Genomic DNA, 15,656 nt, shown 5'->3' with positions numbered 1-15,656 from the left:
TGCCATGCCTGTCGCATGGATTCAAAAGGGGCCTGTCCCCTTTTGAATCATCCACGCACGAGGGGACATGTCCGTGAAGTCGGAGAAGGCGTGGCAGAAGGCCGAGGGGCTTGGGTAGCCGAGAAGAACGGCGACCTCGGCGACGGTACAATCCCCGTCCTCGAGGAGACGGCACGCGCGCTCCATCCTCAGCCGGCGCGCATATGCGCCCACGCTCTGCCCCGTCTCGCGCCTGAACGCGTCACAGAGCCGCGACCGGCTCACGTAGAGCCTGCGCGCGAGCGCGTCGACAGAAGGCGGCACGCCGCCCTCCTCGACAGCAGCCGACAAGAGCCTCCTCGCGTGGCTCACCAGCGCGCCCTCATCTTGGTCGGCACCTCTCCCGTCCGCCGCCAGAGACGCCATGAGGGAGGTGACGGTCGAGAGAAGCCCGAGCGACCCGCCGGGGCCGAGCGGCGGGCTCGCGGGTATGTTGCCGAGCGCATAACGAATCGCCCCCTTGGCCTCGGGACCCCAGGAGCCGTCAAACGCCGAGAAGAGCCCGCTGAACTCCCCCGGATAGCTACGGTCCAGCTCGTCGAAGAAGTCGGGCAGACAGATGACTGAGCGAGAGCGGTAGACGTGGCCGGCGAGCAGGCGACTTGAGAGCGAGCGGGGGCCGCGCTCGACAAACGTGGCCACTTCGTCATGCGGACGGCGCGCGCCGCCCCCGGCGCCGACAAACCTGATCGGAAGTCCGCAGTCCCGCGAGCACGAAACCGCATCGTCCCCCATCGTGCAGGCGCAGGCATACGGCCCGAGCGACCCCTCGAAGAGCGGCATGTCCTCAAGCGGAGTGACGTCGTGACAGAGCACGAGGCAGTACGGCATAGGCGCACAAAGCCACATCGAGCCTGTCGCCACGGAGCCGCGCGTCTCGCCCACCCAGATGCCGCCCCGACGCTCGAGGCGCACGCCAAGCTGCTCGACCTGCGGCTCGAAGAGCGCAACGAGCTCGCGGGGAATGTCTCCCATGCCCGTCATCTTGAGGGTTCGTCCATCTCCCTTGAGGAATCGTCCAAGGTTAGTTAACCAAAGCTAACAAGTAACGACTCCCATGATACGGTGCGGCGGAATGCCAATCAAGACACGAGGGCAAGGAGGCTTCGATGTCTGACTCTCAAGCAACCAAGGCGAGCGGCGCCCGCGGCAAGGGCGCCGTGAGCCGCCTGCTCGCCTTCGCCGGTCCGCGTAAGGCGCTCACATACCTGGGCTGCACGCTCTCGGCCGTCTCGATGCTCGTGAGCTTTGGCCCGTACGTCTGCATCTGGCTCGTGGCGCGCGACCTTATCGCCGTGGCCCCCGACTGGGGCGCGGCCACCGGAATCGCCGCGTACGGCTGGTGGGCGTTCGGCCTTGCGGCCGCGAGCATCCTCATCTACTTCGCCGGCCTCATGTGCACGCACCTCGCGGCCTTTCGTTGTGCGTCCAACATGCGCAAGCGCACCACGGACCACCTCATGCACGCGAGCCTCGGCTACTTCGACACGCACGCGAGCGGCGCACTGCGCCGCGTCGTGGACGGCTGTGCCGCCGAGACCGAGGGGCTTCTCGCACATAAGCTCCCTGACACCGCAGGCAGCATTGCCATGATCGTCGGCATGCTGGTGCTGTTCTTCGTCTTTGACTGGCGACTCGGTCTCGCGTGCCTCGCGGCGGTCGTCATCTCCATTCTCTGCCTGATAAAGATGATGGGCGGGCGCGGTATGGACTTCATGACGCGCTACATGGAGTCGCTCGTCAAGATGAACAAGACCGGCACCGAGTACGTGCGCGGCATCCCCGTGGTCAAGGTCTTCCAGCAGACGGTCTACAGCTTCCGCGCGTTCCATGATGCCATCGAGGAGTTCACGCGGCTCGCGCAGGACTACGCCGTCAAGTGGTGCCAGACGCCGCAGTCGCTCTCGCTCACCATCATCAACGGCGTCGCGATCTTCCTCGTGCCAGCGGCGATCCTCGTTGCGCCCGGCGAGGGGGACTTCGCGCGCTTCCTGGCTAACTTCGCGTTCTACGCGATTTTCTCGGCAGTGATCCCCACCGCCATGACGCGCGTGATGTTCATGTCCGAGGCGTTCCAGTCCGCCGCGGACGCGGTCTCGCGCGTCGAGGAGGTGCTGGCCGCGCCCGTGATCTCCGCCCCCGCCGCGCCGCGTACGCCCGCGGGCAACGCCATCTGCTTCGAGAACGTGAGCTTTACCTACGAGGGCGCGGACGCTCCGGCGCTCGACCACGTGAGCTTTGAGGTGCCGGCCGGCGCGACGGTGGCGCTCGTGGGTCCCTCCGGCGGCGGCAAGACCACGGCGGCGAGCCTCGTGCCTCGCTTCTGGGACGTGGACGCCGGACGCGTGACGCTCGGCGGCGTGGACGTGCGCGAGATGGACCCGCACGACCTCATGGACCGCGTTGCCTTTGTCTTCCAGGCCAACCGGCCCTTCCGCCAGACGATCCTGGAGAACGTGCGCGCCGCGCGCCCCGAGGCCACTCGCGAGGAGGCGCTCGCCGCGCTTGAGGCAGCCCAGTGCGCGGACATCCTGGAGAAGCTGCCCCAGGGTGCCGACACGCTCGTGGGGACGGGCGGGACCCACCTCTCCGGTGGCGAGGTGCAGCGCCTCATGATCGCCCGCGCGATTCTGAAGGATGCTCCGGTGGTGGTGCTCGACGAGGCGACAGCCTTCGCCGACCCCGAGAACGAGGTCAGGATCCAGGCAGCCTTCAAGCGCCTCGCTCGCGGGCGCGACGGCTCTCCACGCACCGTCCTCATGATCGCGCACCGCCTCTCCACGGTGCGAAATGCCGACAAGATCGTGGTCCTTGACGCCGGGCGCGTAGTCGAGCAGGGCACGCACGACGAGCTGCTGGCATCGGGCGGCCTCTACGCCCGCATGTGGGCCGACTACGAGAAGTCCGTGAGCTGGCGCATCACGAGCGCCGCGGAGGTGGAATAGATGAGCATCCAGGAGAAGTACGCCCTCACCGACGAGGGCATGAAGAACGTCAAGCTCGGCGCCGTGTGGACGGCGGCGGCAAACCTCGTGGTCTTTGGCGGCGTGGGCGCCCTCTACCTGCTCATGAGCGAGCTCGTGGCGCACCTCACCGAGGGCGCGCCGCTGCCGAACCTCCTCCCGTACGCAGCTGGCCTCGTCGCCTTTGCCGTCGCGCTCTTCGTGACGGAGTACTGGGCCTACTACTACCAGTACGGCGTCATCTACAAGGAGAGCGGCCGTCAGCGCATCGGCCTCGCCGAGCGCCTGCGCAAGCTGCCCCTGGGTTTCTTCGGCCGCCGCGACCTCGCCGACCTCACCGAGACCCTCATGACCGACGTCAAGACCACCGAGCACGCCTACAGCCACGTGCTGCCCGAGCTCTACGGCGCCTACATAACGCTCGCCGTGGCAGCCGTTTGCCTGTTCTCTTTTGACTGGCGGCTCGCGCTCGCGTCGCTCTGGAGCTGTCCGGTGGGGCTCGCCATCCTCTTCGGCGCGCGGCGCGCGCTCCAGCCCATGATGGAGGCCACGCGCATGCGCGGCCTTGCCACCTCGGAGGACATCCAGGAGGCGCTCGAGTGCGTGCGCGAGGTGCGCGCGACCAACCAGGAGGAGCGCTACCTCGAGCACATTCATGCGGACGTCGACGCCGCGGAGCGCCAGGCCGCCCGCTCGGAGATCGCCTGCGGCATCGCCGTCAACGGCGCCCAGATCGTGCTGCGCCTGGGCCTTGCCACCACGGTGCTCGTGGGCGCGGCGCTCATCTTGGAAGGGTCGTGCACGTTCTTGACGCTCTTTGCCTTCCTTGTGGTGGTGAGCCGCATCTACGCGCCCTTCGACCAGTGCCTCATGCTCATCGCCGAGCTCTTCTCGGCCAAGACCGCTGCGGCGCGCATGAAGGGCTTCTACGAGGAGCCGCTCGCGCAGGGAGGCGAGACGTACGAGCCTGCAGGGCACGACGTTACCTTCGAGGACGTGTCCTTCTCCTACGATCGCGGCGAGAAGGTCCTCGACGGTGTGACGTTCACGGCGCGCGAGGGCGAGGTCACGGCGCTCGTGGGACCGTCCGGCTCCGGCAAGTCCACCTGCGCCCGTCTGGCGGCGCGTCTATGGGACGCCGACGCGGGACGCGTCGCCGTGGGCGGCGTGGACGTGGCAGCCGTGGACCCCGAGGTCCTTCTCGCGGACTTCTCCGTGGTCTTCCAGGACGTGCTGCTCTTTGACGACACGGTGATGGGCAACATCCGCCTCGGTCGGCGCGGCGCCACCGACGAGGAGGTGCTCGCCGCGGCGCGCGCGGCCAACTGCGACGAGTTCGTGAGCCGCCTGCCTGAGGGCTACGGCACGATGATCGGCGAGAACGGCGCGCGACTCTCCGGCGGCGAGCGCCAGCGCATCTCCATCGCCCGCGCCCTGCTCAAGGACGCGCCGGTCGTGCTCCTGGACGAGGCTACCGCGTCGCTCGACGTGGAGAATGAAACGCAGGTCCAGGAGGCGCTCTCGCGCCTGCTCGCCGGCAAGACCGTCATCGTGATCGCCCACCGCATGCGCACCGTCATGAGCGCGGACAAGATCGTGGTGCTCGAGGACGGCCGCGTGGCGGAGCAGGGCTCTCCGGAAGAGCTGCTCGCCGCGGGCGGCCTTTTCGCCCGCATGGTCCGCCTGCAGACCCAAAGCGCAGACTGGACGCTGTGATCCAAAAGGGGACTGTCCCCTTTTGGATCATGGACAATATGTTAGCTAAGGTTTACTCTATGCTCAACGGAGTTAGAATAGGCTAACTGTTGGAGGCGTATGGGTCAGGGGATGGACATCTGCCTTGCCGTTGACGCTGGCAGCGCCTCGCCTCAGGAGCATCTTGAGGCGAGGTTCGTGCGCTGTCTCGTCTGTCAGGCGGGCATCGTGCTTGCGGGATGCAAGCCGGCCGCAGTCTTTGGCTTCCGGATGCCGCCCGACGATGCCCCGCGTCCGACGTCCATGTGCCGCCTCCGCGTAAAGACCCTCATAGGAACCTACGCGTGGCACCTTCGGCGCTTCGGCGTGCGCGTTTCCCTGCTGGGATGGCGAGAAGGGCGGGCGATGCTGCTCGTCTGGCGTCCGCGCCGCATCCGGCGTCTTCTCTCCGACGCGGGGGCGCTCGAGTTTCTCGCCAAGAACCACCTCCCCTCTCGAAGCGGGGCGCTCATGGGAGAGCTCAGGCGTCGCCTGCGCGCCTACTACAACGACAGGACCCCCTTTCCCCATGAGATCGGCTTTGTCCTCGGCTACCCCATCGAGGACGTCGACGGCTTCATGTCGGACGGGGGCCAGGGAGCACGGGCGTGCGGACGCTGGAAGGTCTACGGAGACGTGGACGAGGCGCTGCGGCGCTTCAAGGAGCTCGAGCGCGAGGAGCTCAGGATCAAGAGGCTCTACTCCGAGGGAACGCCCCTGCGGGGGCTTCTTCGGATGGCAACGGCATGACAGGGGCGGCCGAGCCCGCACGACGGAGGGAGACTTCCATGAGCAAGAACATCGCAATCGTGTACTGGACGGGAACGGGCAACACCGAGGAGATGGCCCACGCGCTCGAGTCGGGCGTCGTCGCGGCGGGGGCCGAGGCCCGCGTCGTGCCCGTCGCGGACTTCTCGGCAGATGACGTACCCAACTATGACGCATTCGCCTTTGGCTGCCCCGCCATGGGCGCCGAGGAACTTGAGTCTGACGAGTTCGAGCCGGTCTGGGAGGCGTGCGTGGGCGCGCTGGGCGACAAGCCTGTGGCGCTGTTCGGCAGCTACGGCTGGGGCACCGGCGAGTGGATGGAAACCTGGCAGGCGGACGCCGAGGGGGCAGGCGTGAACGTGGTCTGCACCGTCATCGCCAACGAGGCCCCCGACGACGACGCCGTAGCCGCACTCGAGGCTGCCGCAAGGAGCCTCGTCGAGGCGTAAGGCTTGCCCTGAGGCCCCGGGGCCGGGCAGGCTCCGGGGCCATCTGACGCCCGCGATGGATGGGAGGCGCCATGCCAGCGACGCTCGTTCTTCTCGCCCTGGGGCTCCTGGGCTCTATCCTCATGTTTGCCGGGGACATGCTACTCTACTTCACGCCCGGCGCCTACGACATGGACGGCACCCTCCGGCCGTACATGCGCATCATGCGAGACGTGCCGGCAGGCCGCGTGCGCATCGGGGGCGCGCTGGGGCCCGTCGCCGCGTTCCTGTACGTGCTCGGATTTGCGGGGCTTGCGCTCGTCGCGCACGGCGAGCTCTCCTGGCTCGTCTGGCTGGCCGCGGCGCTGCTCGCCCTTGCCCTCATCTGCGGCGGCGCCTACCACGCCCAGTACGTCTATCTCTCCGTCATCGCCAAGGCAGGGCGAGAGGAACTGTATGACGAGGTCGCGGGCAACATCATGTTCGTCATGCGGTTTGCCACCGTGCCCATGTACCTGGGCTTTGTTGTGCTCGGCATCGCCGTCGTACTGGGGCAGACGGTCTTTCCCGCATGGTTTGTCGTCCTCACGCCGCTGGTCACGTCGCTTCTCGGCCTCGTGTGGATGCGCGTGCCGCAGCCGGCGCGCTGCGTCCTCTTCGGCGGGTGGAGCAACCTCGTCTTCACGATCATGTTCGCCGCGATGCTCGTCTGCAAGCTCGCTGGGTAACGCGCAAAAGGGATGTCCCTTTTGCGCATACGGGACAGTCCCCATTTGACCCCTTGCGGAAATCACGCCGACCATTCCTCAAATGTGAGCTACAGTTGACTTGAAACTGTTCACCAAGGCGTACTTTTGTGCGCGACGGAGGGAGTCCGACATGAGTGCTCTAGGTTTTCTCAAGGGAACGCACGGCCTGCTTTTGGGCGCGGGGGTGTTGATCGGGTCGGTCGGCGGCAAGGTGCTCACGAGCGACGCGGCCAAGCGCCTCTACGTCGAGGCCGTCGCGGCGGGCCTGCGCGCCAAGCGCGCCTGCGAGGATGCCATCGAGCGCACCCGCGCCGAGATGGATGACATCGTCGCCGAGGCCACGTACCTTAACGAGACCGTCTACGACACCGAGGATGACGAGGACCAGGAAACGTCCAAAGCAACCGACGCAGCCGCGCCCGTCGAGCCCGCTCCCGCTGAGGCGTAGGCGCGACCGTGCGATACGCCATCGAACATGAGGTGCCGGGGCGAGTGCGCCTGACGCTCATCGAGCGTCTTGTCGCATCCGACGTCATCGCTCTCGAGACGACGCTCTCCTCTTGGGCGGGCGTCGAGCGCGTGCGCGCCTATCCTCGCATCCGCTCGGTTGCCGTCTGGTATCGCGACGCTCCCGCAAGGACGGCCCTGTTTGATCGACTGGATGCGCTCGCACTCCCCCAGCTCGAAAAGACGAGCGTCCAGACGCCTGCGGCGCTCGTGCCCGTGGGCGCGCCCGTTGCGCGCAGCATCGTCCGCCTCGTGGGCAACCACCTGATCCGCCGCTGGCTCCTCCCTCCCGCGCTGCGCGCGGTATGGGCCGGGCTTCACTACCTCGGGTTCCTGCGCGCCGGCCTCGCCTCGCTCAGGCGCGGGCGTCTCGACGTGCCGGTGCTCGACGCCTCGGCCATCGGCCTCTCGTTTGCCAAGCGCGACCCAAAGACCGCGGCAAGCACCATGTTCTTGCTCGATCTGGGCGAGGCTCTCGAGGACGCCACCCGCACGCACTCCGAGCACGAGCTCATCCGCTCTCTCATGGCCATCCCCCAAAGCGCGCGTCGCCTCGAGGACGGCGAGGAGGTCACCGTGCCCGCCCAGAGCCTCCGCGCGGGCGACCTCGTCGTGGCGCGCACCGGCATGCCCGTGTGCGTCGATGGCGTGGTGGTACGCGGTGCGGCCATGGTCAACCAGGCGGCACTCACCGGCGAGCCGCTTGCCGTCGAGCGCATGGCCGGCGACGACGTCTTTGCCGGTACCGCGGTTGAAGAGGGCGAGATCGTCATCCGCGTGGGCGCCGAGCCCGCATCGACCAAGCTCCGCTCCATCGTGAATCTCGTTGAAGCCTCCGAGCAGCTCAAAAGTGAGGTCCAGACGCGCCGCGAGCACCTCGCAGACCGCTTCGTGCCGTGGAACTTCCTGCTTGCGGGGTTTGTGGCGGCGACCACGAAAAGCCTCGCAAAGACGTCGGCCGCCCTCATGGTCGACTACTCCTGCGCCCTCAGGCTCACGTCGTCCATCAGCGTGCTCGCCGCCATGAGTCAGAGCGCTCACGAGGGCATGACCGTCAAGGGTGCCAAGCATTTCGAAGCCATCGCCTCCGCCGACACCATCGTGTTCGACAAGACGGGAACGCTCACCGAGGCGACGCCCCGGGTCGCGCGCGTACTCGCCCTCGCGCCCGATTGGACCGAGGACGAGGTCCTGCGCACCTCGGCCTGTCTGGAGGAGCACTTCCCCCACCCCGTGGCACGCGCCGTGGTGGCGGCGGCCGCCGCACGCGGTCTCGAGCATCGCGAGCGCCACGCCGAGGTCTCCTATATCGTGGCGCACGGCATCGCGTCGGCGCTCGATGGCAAGAGAATCGTCATCGGAAGCCGCCACTTCGTGATGGAGGACGAGCACGTCGAGGTCACCCCCGAGGCAGAGGCGCTCATCGACGGCGAGCTCGAAGGCCTCTCGCCGCTCTACCTCGCCCAAGACGGAAAGCTGGTGGGCGCGCTCGGCATCGAGGATCCCTTAAAGGCAGGAGTGCCCGAGGCAATTGCGGCGCTTCGCTCGCAGGGCATCGACCACATCATCATGCTCACCGGCGATAACGAGCGCACCGCCGCACGCATCGCCGCCGAGGCGGGCATCACCGAGTACCGCGCTGACCTGCTCCCCGAGGACAAGCATGCCTACGTGGAGGCGCTCGTGGCCCGCGGACAACGCGTCGTCATGGTGGGCGACGGCGTCAACGACGCGCCGGCGCTCTTCGCTGCCGACGTGGGCATTGCCATGGGCACAGGTACCGCCATCGCGCAGGAGGTCGCCGACGTCACGCTCGCCGCGGGCGGGCTCGACGCCATCGTGCGCCTGCACGCGCTCAGCCGTTCTCTCATGGGGCGGCTCGACCGCTCGTTCGTCGCGGTCATGGGCATCAACTCGGCGCTTCTCGCCGCGGGAATCGCCGGCATCATCCAGCCCCAGGTCTCGGCGCTCCTGCACAACGGCACCACCATCGCGCTGGCAGCAGAAAGCGCCCGACGTCTCTAGGAGGCATCAACCAGTCCGCTGTGGAGCCTGTCGTTGGGAAGTGGAGACATGGAGCGGTTCACGGTCGAGAAGGACGGCCTCTTCGGATTCCTCCACCTTCCGGGGCGGCACGTCGAAGCGTACTCCGGCAAGGCGCTCATCGTGCTCGGCGGCAGCGAGGGCAACGAGAACATCCCGCGCAACCTCGGTGCGCGTTTCGCACGGGAGGGCATCGCGGCGCTCGGCCTGTGCTACTGGAACGTGCCGGGACTCCCCGATGAGCTCATCGAGGTGCCGATCGAGCCAATCGAACGTGCCGTCGCCTATCTCCGGCAGCGTGGCTTTGACCGCGTGGGGATCTACGGCATCTCCAAGGGCGGCGAGCTGGCGCTTCTCGCCGCCTCGCTCATGCCTCAGATCACCTGCGTCGTCGCCATCTCCCCGCTCGCCTGCGCCATGCCGGGCATCACCGGCAACAAAAGCCTTGCCGGCAAGGGTCTGAGCGACCGCTCGAGCTGGACCTGGCGCGGCGAGCCCGTGCCCTGCGCGCGGGGCGGCGGGAGGCTCCCCTACCTCGGCATCATCCGCCGTATCGTCACCGAGCGCCAGCTCGACATGCGCTTCGTCTACGAGCGGATCGTCGAGCGCGCGCCCAAGGAGGCCTGGATTGCCGTGGAGCGCATCAACGGGCCCGTCCTTCTCGCCAGCCCCTCGCATGACGCCATGTGGCCGAGCGACGAGGCCTGTCGGATCGTCGAGCAGTGCCTCGCCAAGCACGCCCATCCCTTCGAGATCACGCGACGCTCCTACGAGTACGCGAGCCACATCCTCGTGCCCATGGAGACACCCTCGCTCAAGCTCTTCCGCGTCGAGCGTGCCCACCCCGAAGCATGCCGGCAAAGCCGCGAGGACGCCTTCACCCAGACGCTCGCGTTTCTCGCCCGGTGGTAACGGACGCTTCTACAGCGACGCCTCGCAAGCGTCAATCATCAAGCTCGCCGCTAGGCCGAATACCGCCCCTAGCAGCCTTACCGAACGCGCGGCTTCCATCCCAGTAGAAGCGCGGAGTTGACGATAACGAGCACCGAGCCCGCGTTGTGCACGAGGGCGCCCACCACAGGGTTCAGGACGCCCGAGATGGCGAGCGCGATCGCGATGAAGTTGAGCGTCATCGAGAACGTGAGGTTGATCTTGATGGTCGTCATCATGCGGCGGGAGAGGCGCAGGAGGTGCGGCAGCTCGGCGATGTCATCGTTCACGAGTGCGATGTCCGCCGCGTCGACGGCGATATCGCTGCCGATGCCGCCCATGGCGATGCCCACGAGCGCGCGCTTGAGCGCAGGCGCGTCGTTGACGCCGTCGCCGACCATACAAACTCCCTTGCCCGCGCGCTCCGAGTCATCGATGAAGGAGAGCTTGTCCTCGGGCAGGCAGGCGGCCTTGTAGGTGGTGATGCCGAGTTCGGCAGCCACGTGGGCGGCCGCCGCCTCGTGGTCACCCGTGAGGAGCACCGGCTCCACGCCCGTCTCCCGCACTGCCGAAAGCGTAGAGGTGGCGTTCTCGCGCACGCGGTCGGCGAGCGCAATGAACCCCGCTGCCGCGTCGCCCCAGCCGAGATAGGTAATCGTTGCCCCCTCGGCGCGCGCAGCGTCCACGCGCCTCCCCAGCGCGTCCGGTATAGCCAGACCGTGCTCCGCCAGCAGCGCGGCGCTGCCGGCGTACACCGTGCGCCCGCCCACCTCGGCCACCACGCCGCGACCGGGCACCATGGCAAAGGACGTCGGGTCCTTCGGCGCCGCTCCGGCGCGCTCCGTGGTCGCGGCCACGATGGCGCGCCCGAGGGGGTGCTCGGATCGCTTCTCGGCCGCGCCGGCAATCGCGAGCAGGGTCTCCTCACTCACGTCCTTCTCGCCCGAGAACACAGCCACGACCTGCGGCTCCCCCGTGGTGAGCGTGCCCGTCTTGTCAAAGCACACGCGCCTGACCTGCGCCAGGCGCTCGAGCGCGTCCCCCTCACGCACCAGAAAGCCGTGCCTGGTGGCGTTGCCGATCGCCGCCATGATGGCTGTGGGCGTGGCGAGCACGAGCGCACACGGACAAAAGACGACGAGGATGGTGACCGAGCGGATTATCTCGCCCGTCACGAGATAGGTGAGAACTGCTGCCACAAGGGCGATAGCGACGATCCACACCGCCCAGCGGTCGGCGAGGTTCACGATCTTGGCCTTGCCGGCGTCGGCCGACTGCACGAGGCGAATCATCCGCTGGATGGACGAGTCCTCGCCCACGCGCGTCGCGGCCATGTCGAACGAGCCGAACTGGTTGACCGTGCCGGACGACACCTCATCCCCCGGGCCCTTGTCCACCGGCAGGCTCTCGCCGGTCATGACCGCCTGGTTGACCGAGGTCTGACCGGAGACGATGACGCCATCTACGGGCACGGCCTCCCCGGGCAGCACGCGTAGGATGTCGCCCACCTGAACGGCTTCCGCCGCGATGGTCTCCTCCGCCACGGGGCGCGGCTCGGCCCCCTCGGCGGACGCGCGGGCGATGCGCCGCGCCGTGCGCGGCGTCAGATGGACGAGCCGTTCGATGCCGGCACGGGCGCGCGCCACGGTGAGCTCCTCGAGCAGGCCGCCGAGCTGCATGATGAAGGCGACCTCGCCCGCAGCGAAGTCCTCGCCGATGAAGACGCTCGCGATGAGGGCGAGCGAGACGAGCACGTCGGCCGTGACGTCGAACTCGGTCACGAGGCCGATGACGGCCTCTAGGATGATGGGCACGCCGCACAGGATGATGGCCACCCACGCGATCGAGAACGGGAACGGCTCGACGCCCGCGAGCGAGAGCACGAGTGCCACGCCCGAGACGGCGAGAAAGGCAATGTCGCGCCTGGTTCCGCCCCACGCCAGCAGTTTCTCTAGGCCTTCGATCATGAGCGTCCCCGTCCTTCTCGCCGGCGCGTTTTGATACCTATACCCCTATGGGTATATCGCTTTGAGGAGGAGGGGTCAAGCCGAAGTTCTTTTTTTCAGCTGGGGCACTAGATCATGTTGGCGAAGCGCTCGACGGCCTTGGTGAAGTCGGCGACGGTCTTGTCCGCGTCCCCGTGCTCGATGCCGTCGCGCACGCAGTGCTGGATGTGCCCTTCGAGCACAACCTGGCCGCACCGATGCAGGGCGCTTTTCGCAGCGTTAATCTGCGAGAGGATGTCCTCGCACGGCACGTCCTCGTCTACCATGCGATCAATGGCCTGCACCTGGCCGATGATCTTGTGCAGGCGCCTGTGGAGGTTCGCCGCATCCATGCACTGCCTCATCGAGTCTCCTCCCCGCACGCGCACTGCCGCAATAGCATCCTGCCATCATAGCGCGTCGGGTGATTCAAAGGGGGGGGCGTCTCCTTTTGAATCACCCTTGGGTCACCCGGTAGCCGGCGGACTCCACGGCTGCGGCCAGCGCCGCAGGGTCGATCGGGTCCTTGGAGAGCACGCGCACGCGGTCGGGCAGGCTCGCACGCGCCCACACGCCGCCGATGTCGTCGAGAGCGGCCTCCACCGTGGCGAGGCAGTGCTCGCAGTGCATCCCCTCGACGGTGAGGTCTGCCGCGTAGGGGTAGTGCGCCTCGTTGGTGTCGGCGACCTGCGGGCGCGCGACGTGGGACCCAGCGTCCCCGCCCGAGCACCCGCAGCCGCAGCCGCCCCGGCGGAGCGTCCGCAGGTAGCGCTGCACAGCGAGAAGGACGACCGCCACCACGGCCAGGACGATAATGACGTTGATCATGGCAACCCCCTTACGAGCCCACGTTCTTCTCGCCCGCCGAATGATTCAAAAGGGGTCTGTCCTCTTTTGAATCATGTTAGACATAGTAAACTATTTTGAGGCAACTGTTAACCGCCCATAACTTTCAGACTCCCTTGCACTACGGCCGCGGGATATAATCTGTCCAACCTACGCGCAGGGGAGGGCCCTATGAACGCAGACGTCACAGGCTGGGAGCGGCTGCTCGTCCGCTGGTACTACGTCATGGGCCCGCTCCCGCGGCGCGGCTTCACCTGCATCCTCATTGTCATGGGCGAGTTCCTCTTCCTCAGCATGCTCGACGACCTCGTCTTCCACAACACCGGGCTGTACCTCGTCGGACTCTTCACCATGCTCGCCATCGTGGTCGCATTCACGGTCGCGACCAGCTACGCCATGCTTGCCTCGCGCTGCGACCTCAACAAGAAGACGTGGGGCTCTGTCGCCGCCAAGGCAGAGGCTGCGCTTCGCGAGAACCCGTCCCGCGAAAAGCCCGAGGCGCCCTTTACCGCACGGGAGGATGGGAGCGGCCTCCTGCGGGCGTCCTGGGAGATCGCCGAGCCGCTCGGCATCTCGCTGCCCGACCACCGGCGCTTCCTCCGCCGCGTGCTCGCGGTCGCTCTCGTCCTTCTCGCCGCCGTGTACGTGCCGCACTTCGTGGGGCGCGCCCAGACCATGCGACAGGAGATGGAGACCGCCGCTCAGACCACCCGTGCGCTCGAGGCCTCCTTTGCGGACGCCGGGCTGGACCCGTTCAGCATCGACCCCACCAGGGAGCACGATAAGGTCAGCTACTACGTGACCGGTGACGTCGTGGACGAGGCGGGCGAGGAGACCGGCAGCAGCATACGCGTCGACATCAACAACGACGGGCAGGTCATCGAGACCGGGTACCACCTCGCCGTCGACCCCGCACTGAGCCAGGAGGAGAACCTCGCGCAGGCCGAGAAGGACCTGGCGCTCCTGCACGACGCCCTCGCCGCGGCGGACGTCCCCGCCCTCGTCCCCGGGCTCGTCACCGCGCACGAGCTCTTCCCGGAGTTCCGGGAGGCCTTCCTTGCGGGCTCGCCGTACGAGGGCATCTCCCTCGACCACTACGACGTCGGCGAGACGGCGCTCGTCGACGGCGCCGAGGTGGCATGCTACTTCTTCACTGACGCGCAAGACGAGTGGGACGAGCACTCCGAGGCGTACCTGTGGATTCGCGTCGAGCCGGCCGACTAGCGGGACCAGGTCCTTCTCGCCAGAGGGCGCTTCCCGGTCAGGGTGTGTGCACCCCCCGTTCAGGGTATGTGCACCCCTCCCGTTCAGGGTATGTGCACCCCATCTTAGGGTATGTACACTGTTGCAGAATTGATACGGTACCATGCAATCGTGAAACCGCAGGTCAGCGCATTGGCGAGAAGTACATCATATTCTTAATCTCGTACACACCCTGTGAGGGAGCGGCGGCGGGCGCCGAGGGCAGCAAGCACGGCCGCGAGCGCGGCGAGGACCGGCCACGCACCAGCAAGCGTGAGCGCCGCCACGGCCGGCCCGCTCGCCGCCGAGCCCGCGAGGCCGCCAGCGCGCAGGGCGATTGACTGCACGGATGCCATGCCGGAGCGCTCGCGCGAGGGGACGGCGTTGTGGAGCACGGTCTGCTCGATCACGCTGCGCGCTCCGAGCGCGAGGTAGAGCGCCACGTAGACGGCCACGAACACGGGCACGCTCGCGGCGGCCGAGAAGAGCGCCAGGCAGACGATCGCCGCCGCCTGCAGCGCCAGGTAGAGCCCGCGCCGACCGTGCGCCCCGGACGCCGCGCTCCCCCAGCGCATCGCCGCCGCGCTGCCGAGCGCCGCCGCACCCATGCCCGCGCAGTTGACGAAACCGAGCAGCCACGTGCCGCCCTCGCCCACAAGGCTCTCGAAGGCGAGCTGCCAGTACGTCTCCACGACGACCATCACCACGCCCGCGGAAGCTGAGGCGGCGAGCACCAGGCGGATGTCGCCCGGCCGAGCGAGCGTCGCGCGCATGTCGGCGAGGGTGGAGCGCAACCGCTCGCACACCGGAACGCTCGAGCGCTCGTCCGGCGGGAAGAGGGCCAGGCCACCCGCCAGCGCGGCCGCCCCGGACGCAATGATGCAACCAATGAGCAGCACGTAGCTGGGGTCGAGCATAGCCAGCACGCCGCCAGCGATGGCACCCGCACCCACGCCCGCTGACTCCAGCAGCGCGAGCCTCCCGTTGAGGGCGTCGAGTGCGGCAAGCCGCCCCGCCGCCTCCGGGTGCCCCGCCACCACGCGGTCCAGCTCGACCGCCTCGAGCGTCCCCGTGCGCGCCGCGAGGGCGAGGCCGCGCAGGAGGCCCGAGACTGCCACCACGGCGAGGCTCGGGGTCGCGAGCAGCACCACGTAGGTCGCCACCTGCAGCGCCATCGAGAGCGCGAAGACCCGCCGGCGCCCCAGAACGTCCGCGGCGATCCCGCTCGGCACCTCGAGAAGGCACGTGACCACGGTCGTCACGCCCACGACGAAAGGCAGCGTCGCCAGCGTGGCGCCGCGGGCGAGCAGCATGAGCGAGAGCACCGGCGCGGCAAGCCCCGTCCCCAGATGGATCAGCAGGAACACGATCGCGTGCGAGACGGGCAGAACGCGGTTCTTCTCCATGACGAACCCCTCCCTT

At 67.8% G+C, this 15,656-nt stretch carries 14 protein-coding genes; 9 read left to right on the top strand and 5 right to left on the bottom strand.

All coding sequences use genetic code 11. The features are described 5' to 3' along the window. Positions 1–21 precede the first annotated feature (21 nt). Positions 22–1,014 carry a helix-turn-helix transcriptional regulator gene (locus INF26_RS02210; protein WP_226371804.1) on the bottom strand — a complete coding sequence of 331 codons (993 nt, stop codon included), beginning with the start codon at positions 1,012–1,014 and terminating at the stop codon, positions 22–24. A 134-nt stretch (positions 1,015–1,148) separates the two neighbouring features. On the opposite strand from INF26_RS02210, the gene INF26_RS02205 reads away from it, so the two are divergent. The 8 genes from INF26_RS02205 to INF26_RS02170 all read left to right on the top strand — a co-directional run bounded on the left by INF26_RS02205 (position 1,149) and on the right by INF26_RS02170 (position 10,143). Then, positions 1,149–2,984, top strand: coding sequence for an ABC transporter ATP-binding protein (locus INF26_RS02205; RefSeq protein ID WP_193529093.1), 1,836 nt, complete (start codon positions 1,149–1,151; stop codon positions 2,982–2,984). Next, positions 2,985–4,718, top strand: a complete 1,734-nt coding sequence (locus INF26_RS02200) for an ABC transporter ATP-binding protein (RefSeq protein ID WP_193529092.1) — start codon at positions 2,985–2,987, stop codon at positions 4,716–4,718. A 177-nt stretch (positions 4,719–4,895) separates the two neighbouring features. Then, positions 4,896–5,486, top strand: coding sequence for a DUF3793 family protein (locus INF26_RS02195; RefSeq protein WP_193529091.1), 591 nt, complete (start codon positions 4,896–4,898; stop codon positions 5,484–5,486). Positions 5,487–5,524: 38 nt separating this feature from the next. Beyond that, on the top strand, positions 5,525–5,953 hold the full coding sequence (locus INF26_RS02190; protein ID WP_193529090.1) for a flavodoxin: 429 nt from the start codon (positions 5,525–5,527) through the stop codon (positions 5,951–5,953). A 71-nt stretch (positions 5,954–6,024) separates the two neighbouring features. Continuing rightward, positions 6,025–6,660, top strand: coding sequence for a DUF6796 family protein (locus INF26_RS02185; protein ID WP_193529089.1), 636 nt, complete (start codon positions 6,025–6,027; stop codon positions 6,658–6,660). Positions 6,661–6,811: 151 nt separating this feature from the next. Continuing rightward, the gene (locus INF26_RS02180) at positions 6,812–7,129 is read left to right on the top strand and encodes a DUF6110 family protein (RefSeq protein WP_193529088.1); all 318 of its coding nucleotides are present in this window, start codon (positions 6,812–6,814) and stop codon (positions 7,127–7,129) included. A gap of 8 nt (positions 7,130–7,137) precedes the next feature. Continuing rightward, positions 7,138–9,213: a heavy metal translocating P-type ATPase gene (locus INF26_RS02175; RefSeq protein WP_193529087.1), complete on the top strand. Its 2,076-nt coding sequence runs from the start codon at positions 7,138–7,140 to the stop codon at positions 9,211–9,213. Between the two features lie 48 nt (positions 9,214–9,261). Then, positions 9,262–10,143, top strand: a complete 882-nt coding sequence (locus INF26_RS02170; RefSeq protein WP_193529086.1) for an acyl-CoA thioester hydrolase/BAAT C-terminal domain-containing protein — start codon at positions 9,262–9,264, stop codon at positions 10,141–10,143. A gap of 77 nt (positions 10,144–10,220) precedes the next feature. Here the strand turns inward: INF26_RS02170 and INF26_RS02165 are convergent, their stop codons facing one another. The 3 genes from INF26_RS02165 to INF26_RS02155 form a co-directional block, all read right to left on the bottom strand. Then, positions 10,221–12,128, bottom strand: a complete 1,908-nt coding sequence (locus INF26_RS02165) for a heavy metal translocating P-type ATPase (RefSeq protein ID WP_193529085.1) — start codon at positions 12,126–12,128, stop codon at positions 10,221–10,223. Between the two features lie 107 nt (positions 12,129–12,235). Beyond that, positions 12,236–12,511 (bottom strand): metal-sensing transcriptional repressor, encoded by a 276-nt coding sequence (locus INF26_RS02160; protein ID WP_075280486.1) that lies wholly within the window; start codon positions 12,509–12,511, stop codon positions 12,236–12,238. A 91-nt stretch (positions 12,512–12,602) separates the two neighbouring features. Further along, positions 12,603–12,974, bottom strand: coding sequence for a heavy-metal-associated domain-containing protein (locus tag INF26_RS02155; RefSeq protein ID WP_193529084.1), 372 nt, complete (start codon positions 12,972–12,974; stop codon positions 12,603–12,605). Positions 12,975–13,163: 189 nt separating this feature from the next. Here INF26_RS02155 and INF26_RS02150 point away from each other — a divergent pair, with 189 nt between their 5' ends. Next, entirely contained in the window at positions 13,164–14,216 is a 1,053-nt protein-coding gene (locus INF26_RS02150; protein WP_193529083.1) for a hypothetical protein, read from the top strand. 194 nt (positions 14,217–14,410) lie between these two features. Here the strand turns inward: INF26_RS02150 and INF26_RS02145 are convergent, their stop codons facing one another. Continuing rightward, positions 14,411–15,640, bottom strand: coding sequence for an MFS transporter (locus INF26_RS02145; RefSeq protein ID WP_193529082.1), 1,230 nt, complete (start codon positions 15,638–15,640; stop codon positions 14,411–14,413). Between the last annotated feature and the right edge of the window lie 16 nt (positions 15,641–15,656).

This window comes from Thermophilibacter gallinarum, assembly GCF_014982725.1.
Lineage (GTDB): Bacteria > Actinomycetota > Coriobacteriia > Coriobacteriales > Atopobiaceae > Thermophilibacter > Thermophilibacter gallinarum.
Note: the sequence above shows the minus strand (reverse complement) of the source record. Positions and strands in the feature narration are given on the sequence as shown.

What these genes read in the sequence shown, in the direction of transcription:
- INF26_RS02210 (WP_226371804.1), bottom strand. Translation starts at nt 1,014, where the DNA reads ATGGGAGACATTCCCCGCGAGCTCGTTGCGCTCTTCGAGCCGCAGGTC.
- INF26_RS02205 (WP_193529093.1), top strand. Translation starts at nt 1,149, where the DNA reads ATGTCTGACTCTCAAGCAACCAAGGCGAGCGGCGCCCGCGGCAAGGGC.
- INF26_RS02200 (WP_193529092.1), top strand. Translation starts at nt 2,985, where the DNA reads ATGAGCATCCAGGAGAAGTACGCCCTCACCGACGAGGGCATGAAGAAC.
- INF26_RS02190 (WP_193529090.1), top strand. Translation starts at nt 5,525, where the DNA reads ATGAGCAAGAACATCGCAATCGTGTACTGGACGGGAACGGGCAACACC.
- INF26_RS02185 (WP_193529089.1), top strand. Translation starts at nt 6,025, where the DNA reads ATGCCAGCGACGCTCGTTCTTCTCGCCCTGGGGCTCCTGGGCTCTATC.
- INF26_RS02180 (WP_193529088.1), top strand. Translation starts at nt 6,812, where the DNA reads ATGAGTGCTCTAGGTTTTCTCAAGGGAACGCACGGCCTGCTTTTGGGC.
- INF26_RS02170 (WP_193529086.1), top strand. Translation starts at nt 9,262, where the DNA reads ATGGAGCGGTTCACGGTCGAGAAGGACGGCCTCTTCGGATTCCTCCAC.
- INF26_RS02165 (WP_193529085.1), bottom strand. Translation starts at nt 12,128, where the DNA reads ATGATCGAAGGCCTAGAGAAACTGCTGGCGTGGGGCGGAACCAGGCGC.
- INF26_RS02160 (WP_075280486.1), bottom strand. Translation starts at nt 12,511, where the DNA reads ATGAGGCAGTGCATGGATGCGGCGAACCTCCACAGGCGCCTGCACAAG.
- INF26_RS02155 (WP_193529084.1), bottom strand. Translation starts at nt 12,974, where the DNA reads ATGATCAACGTCATTATCGTCCTGGCCGTGGTGGCGGTCGTCCTTCTC.
- INF26_RS02150 (WP_193529083.1), top strand. Translation starts at nt 13,164, where the DNA reads ATGAACGCAGACGTCACAGGCTGGGAGCGGCTGCTCGTCCGCTGGTAC.
- INF26_RS02145 (WP_193529082.1), bottom strand. Translation starts at nt 15,640, where the DNA reads ATGGAGAAGAACCGCGTTCTGCCCGTCTCGCACGCGATCGTGTTCCTG.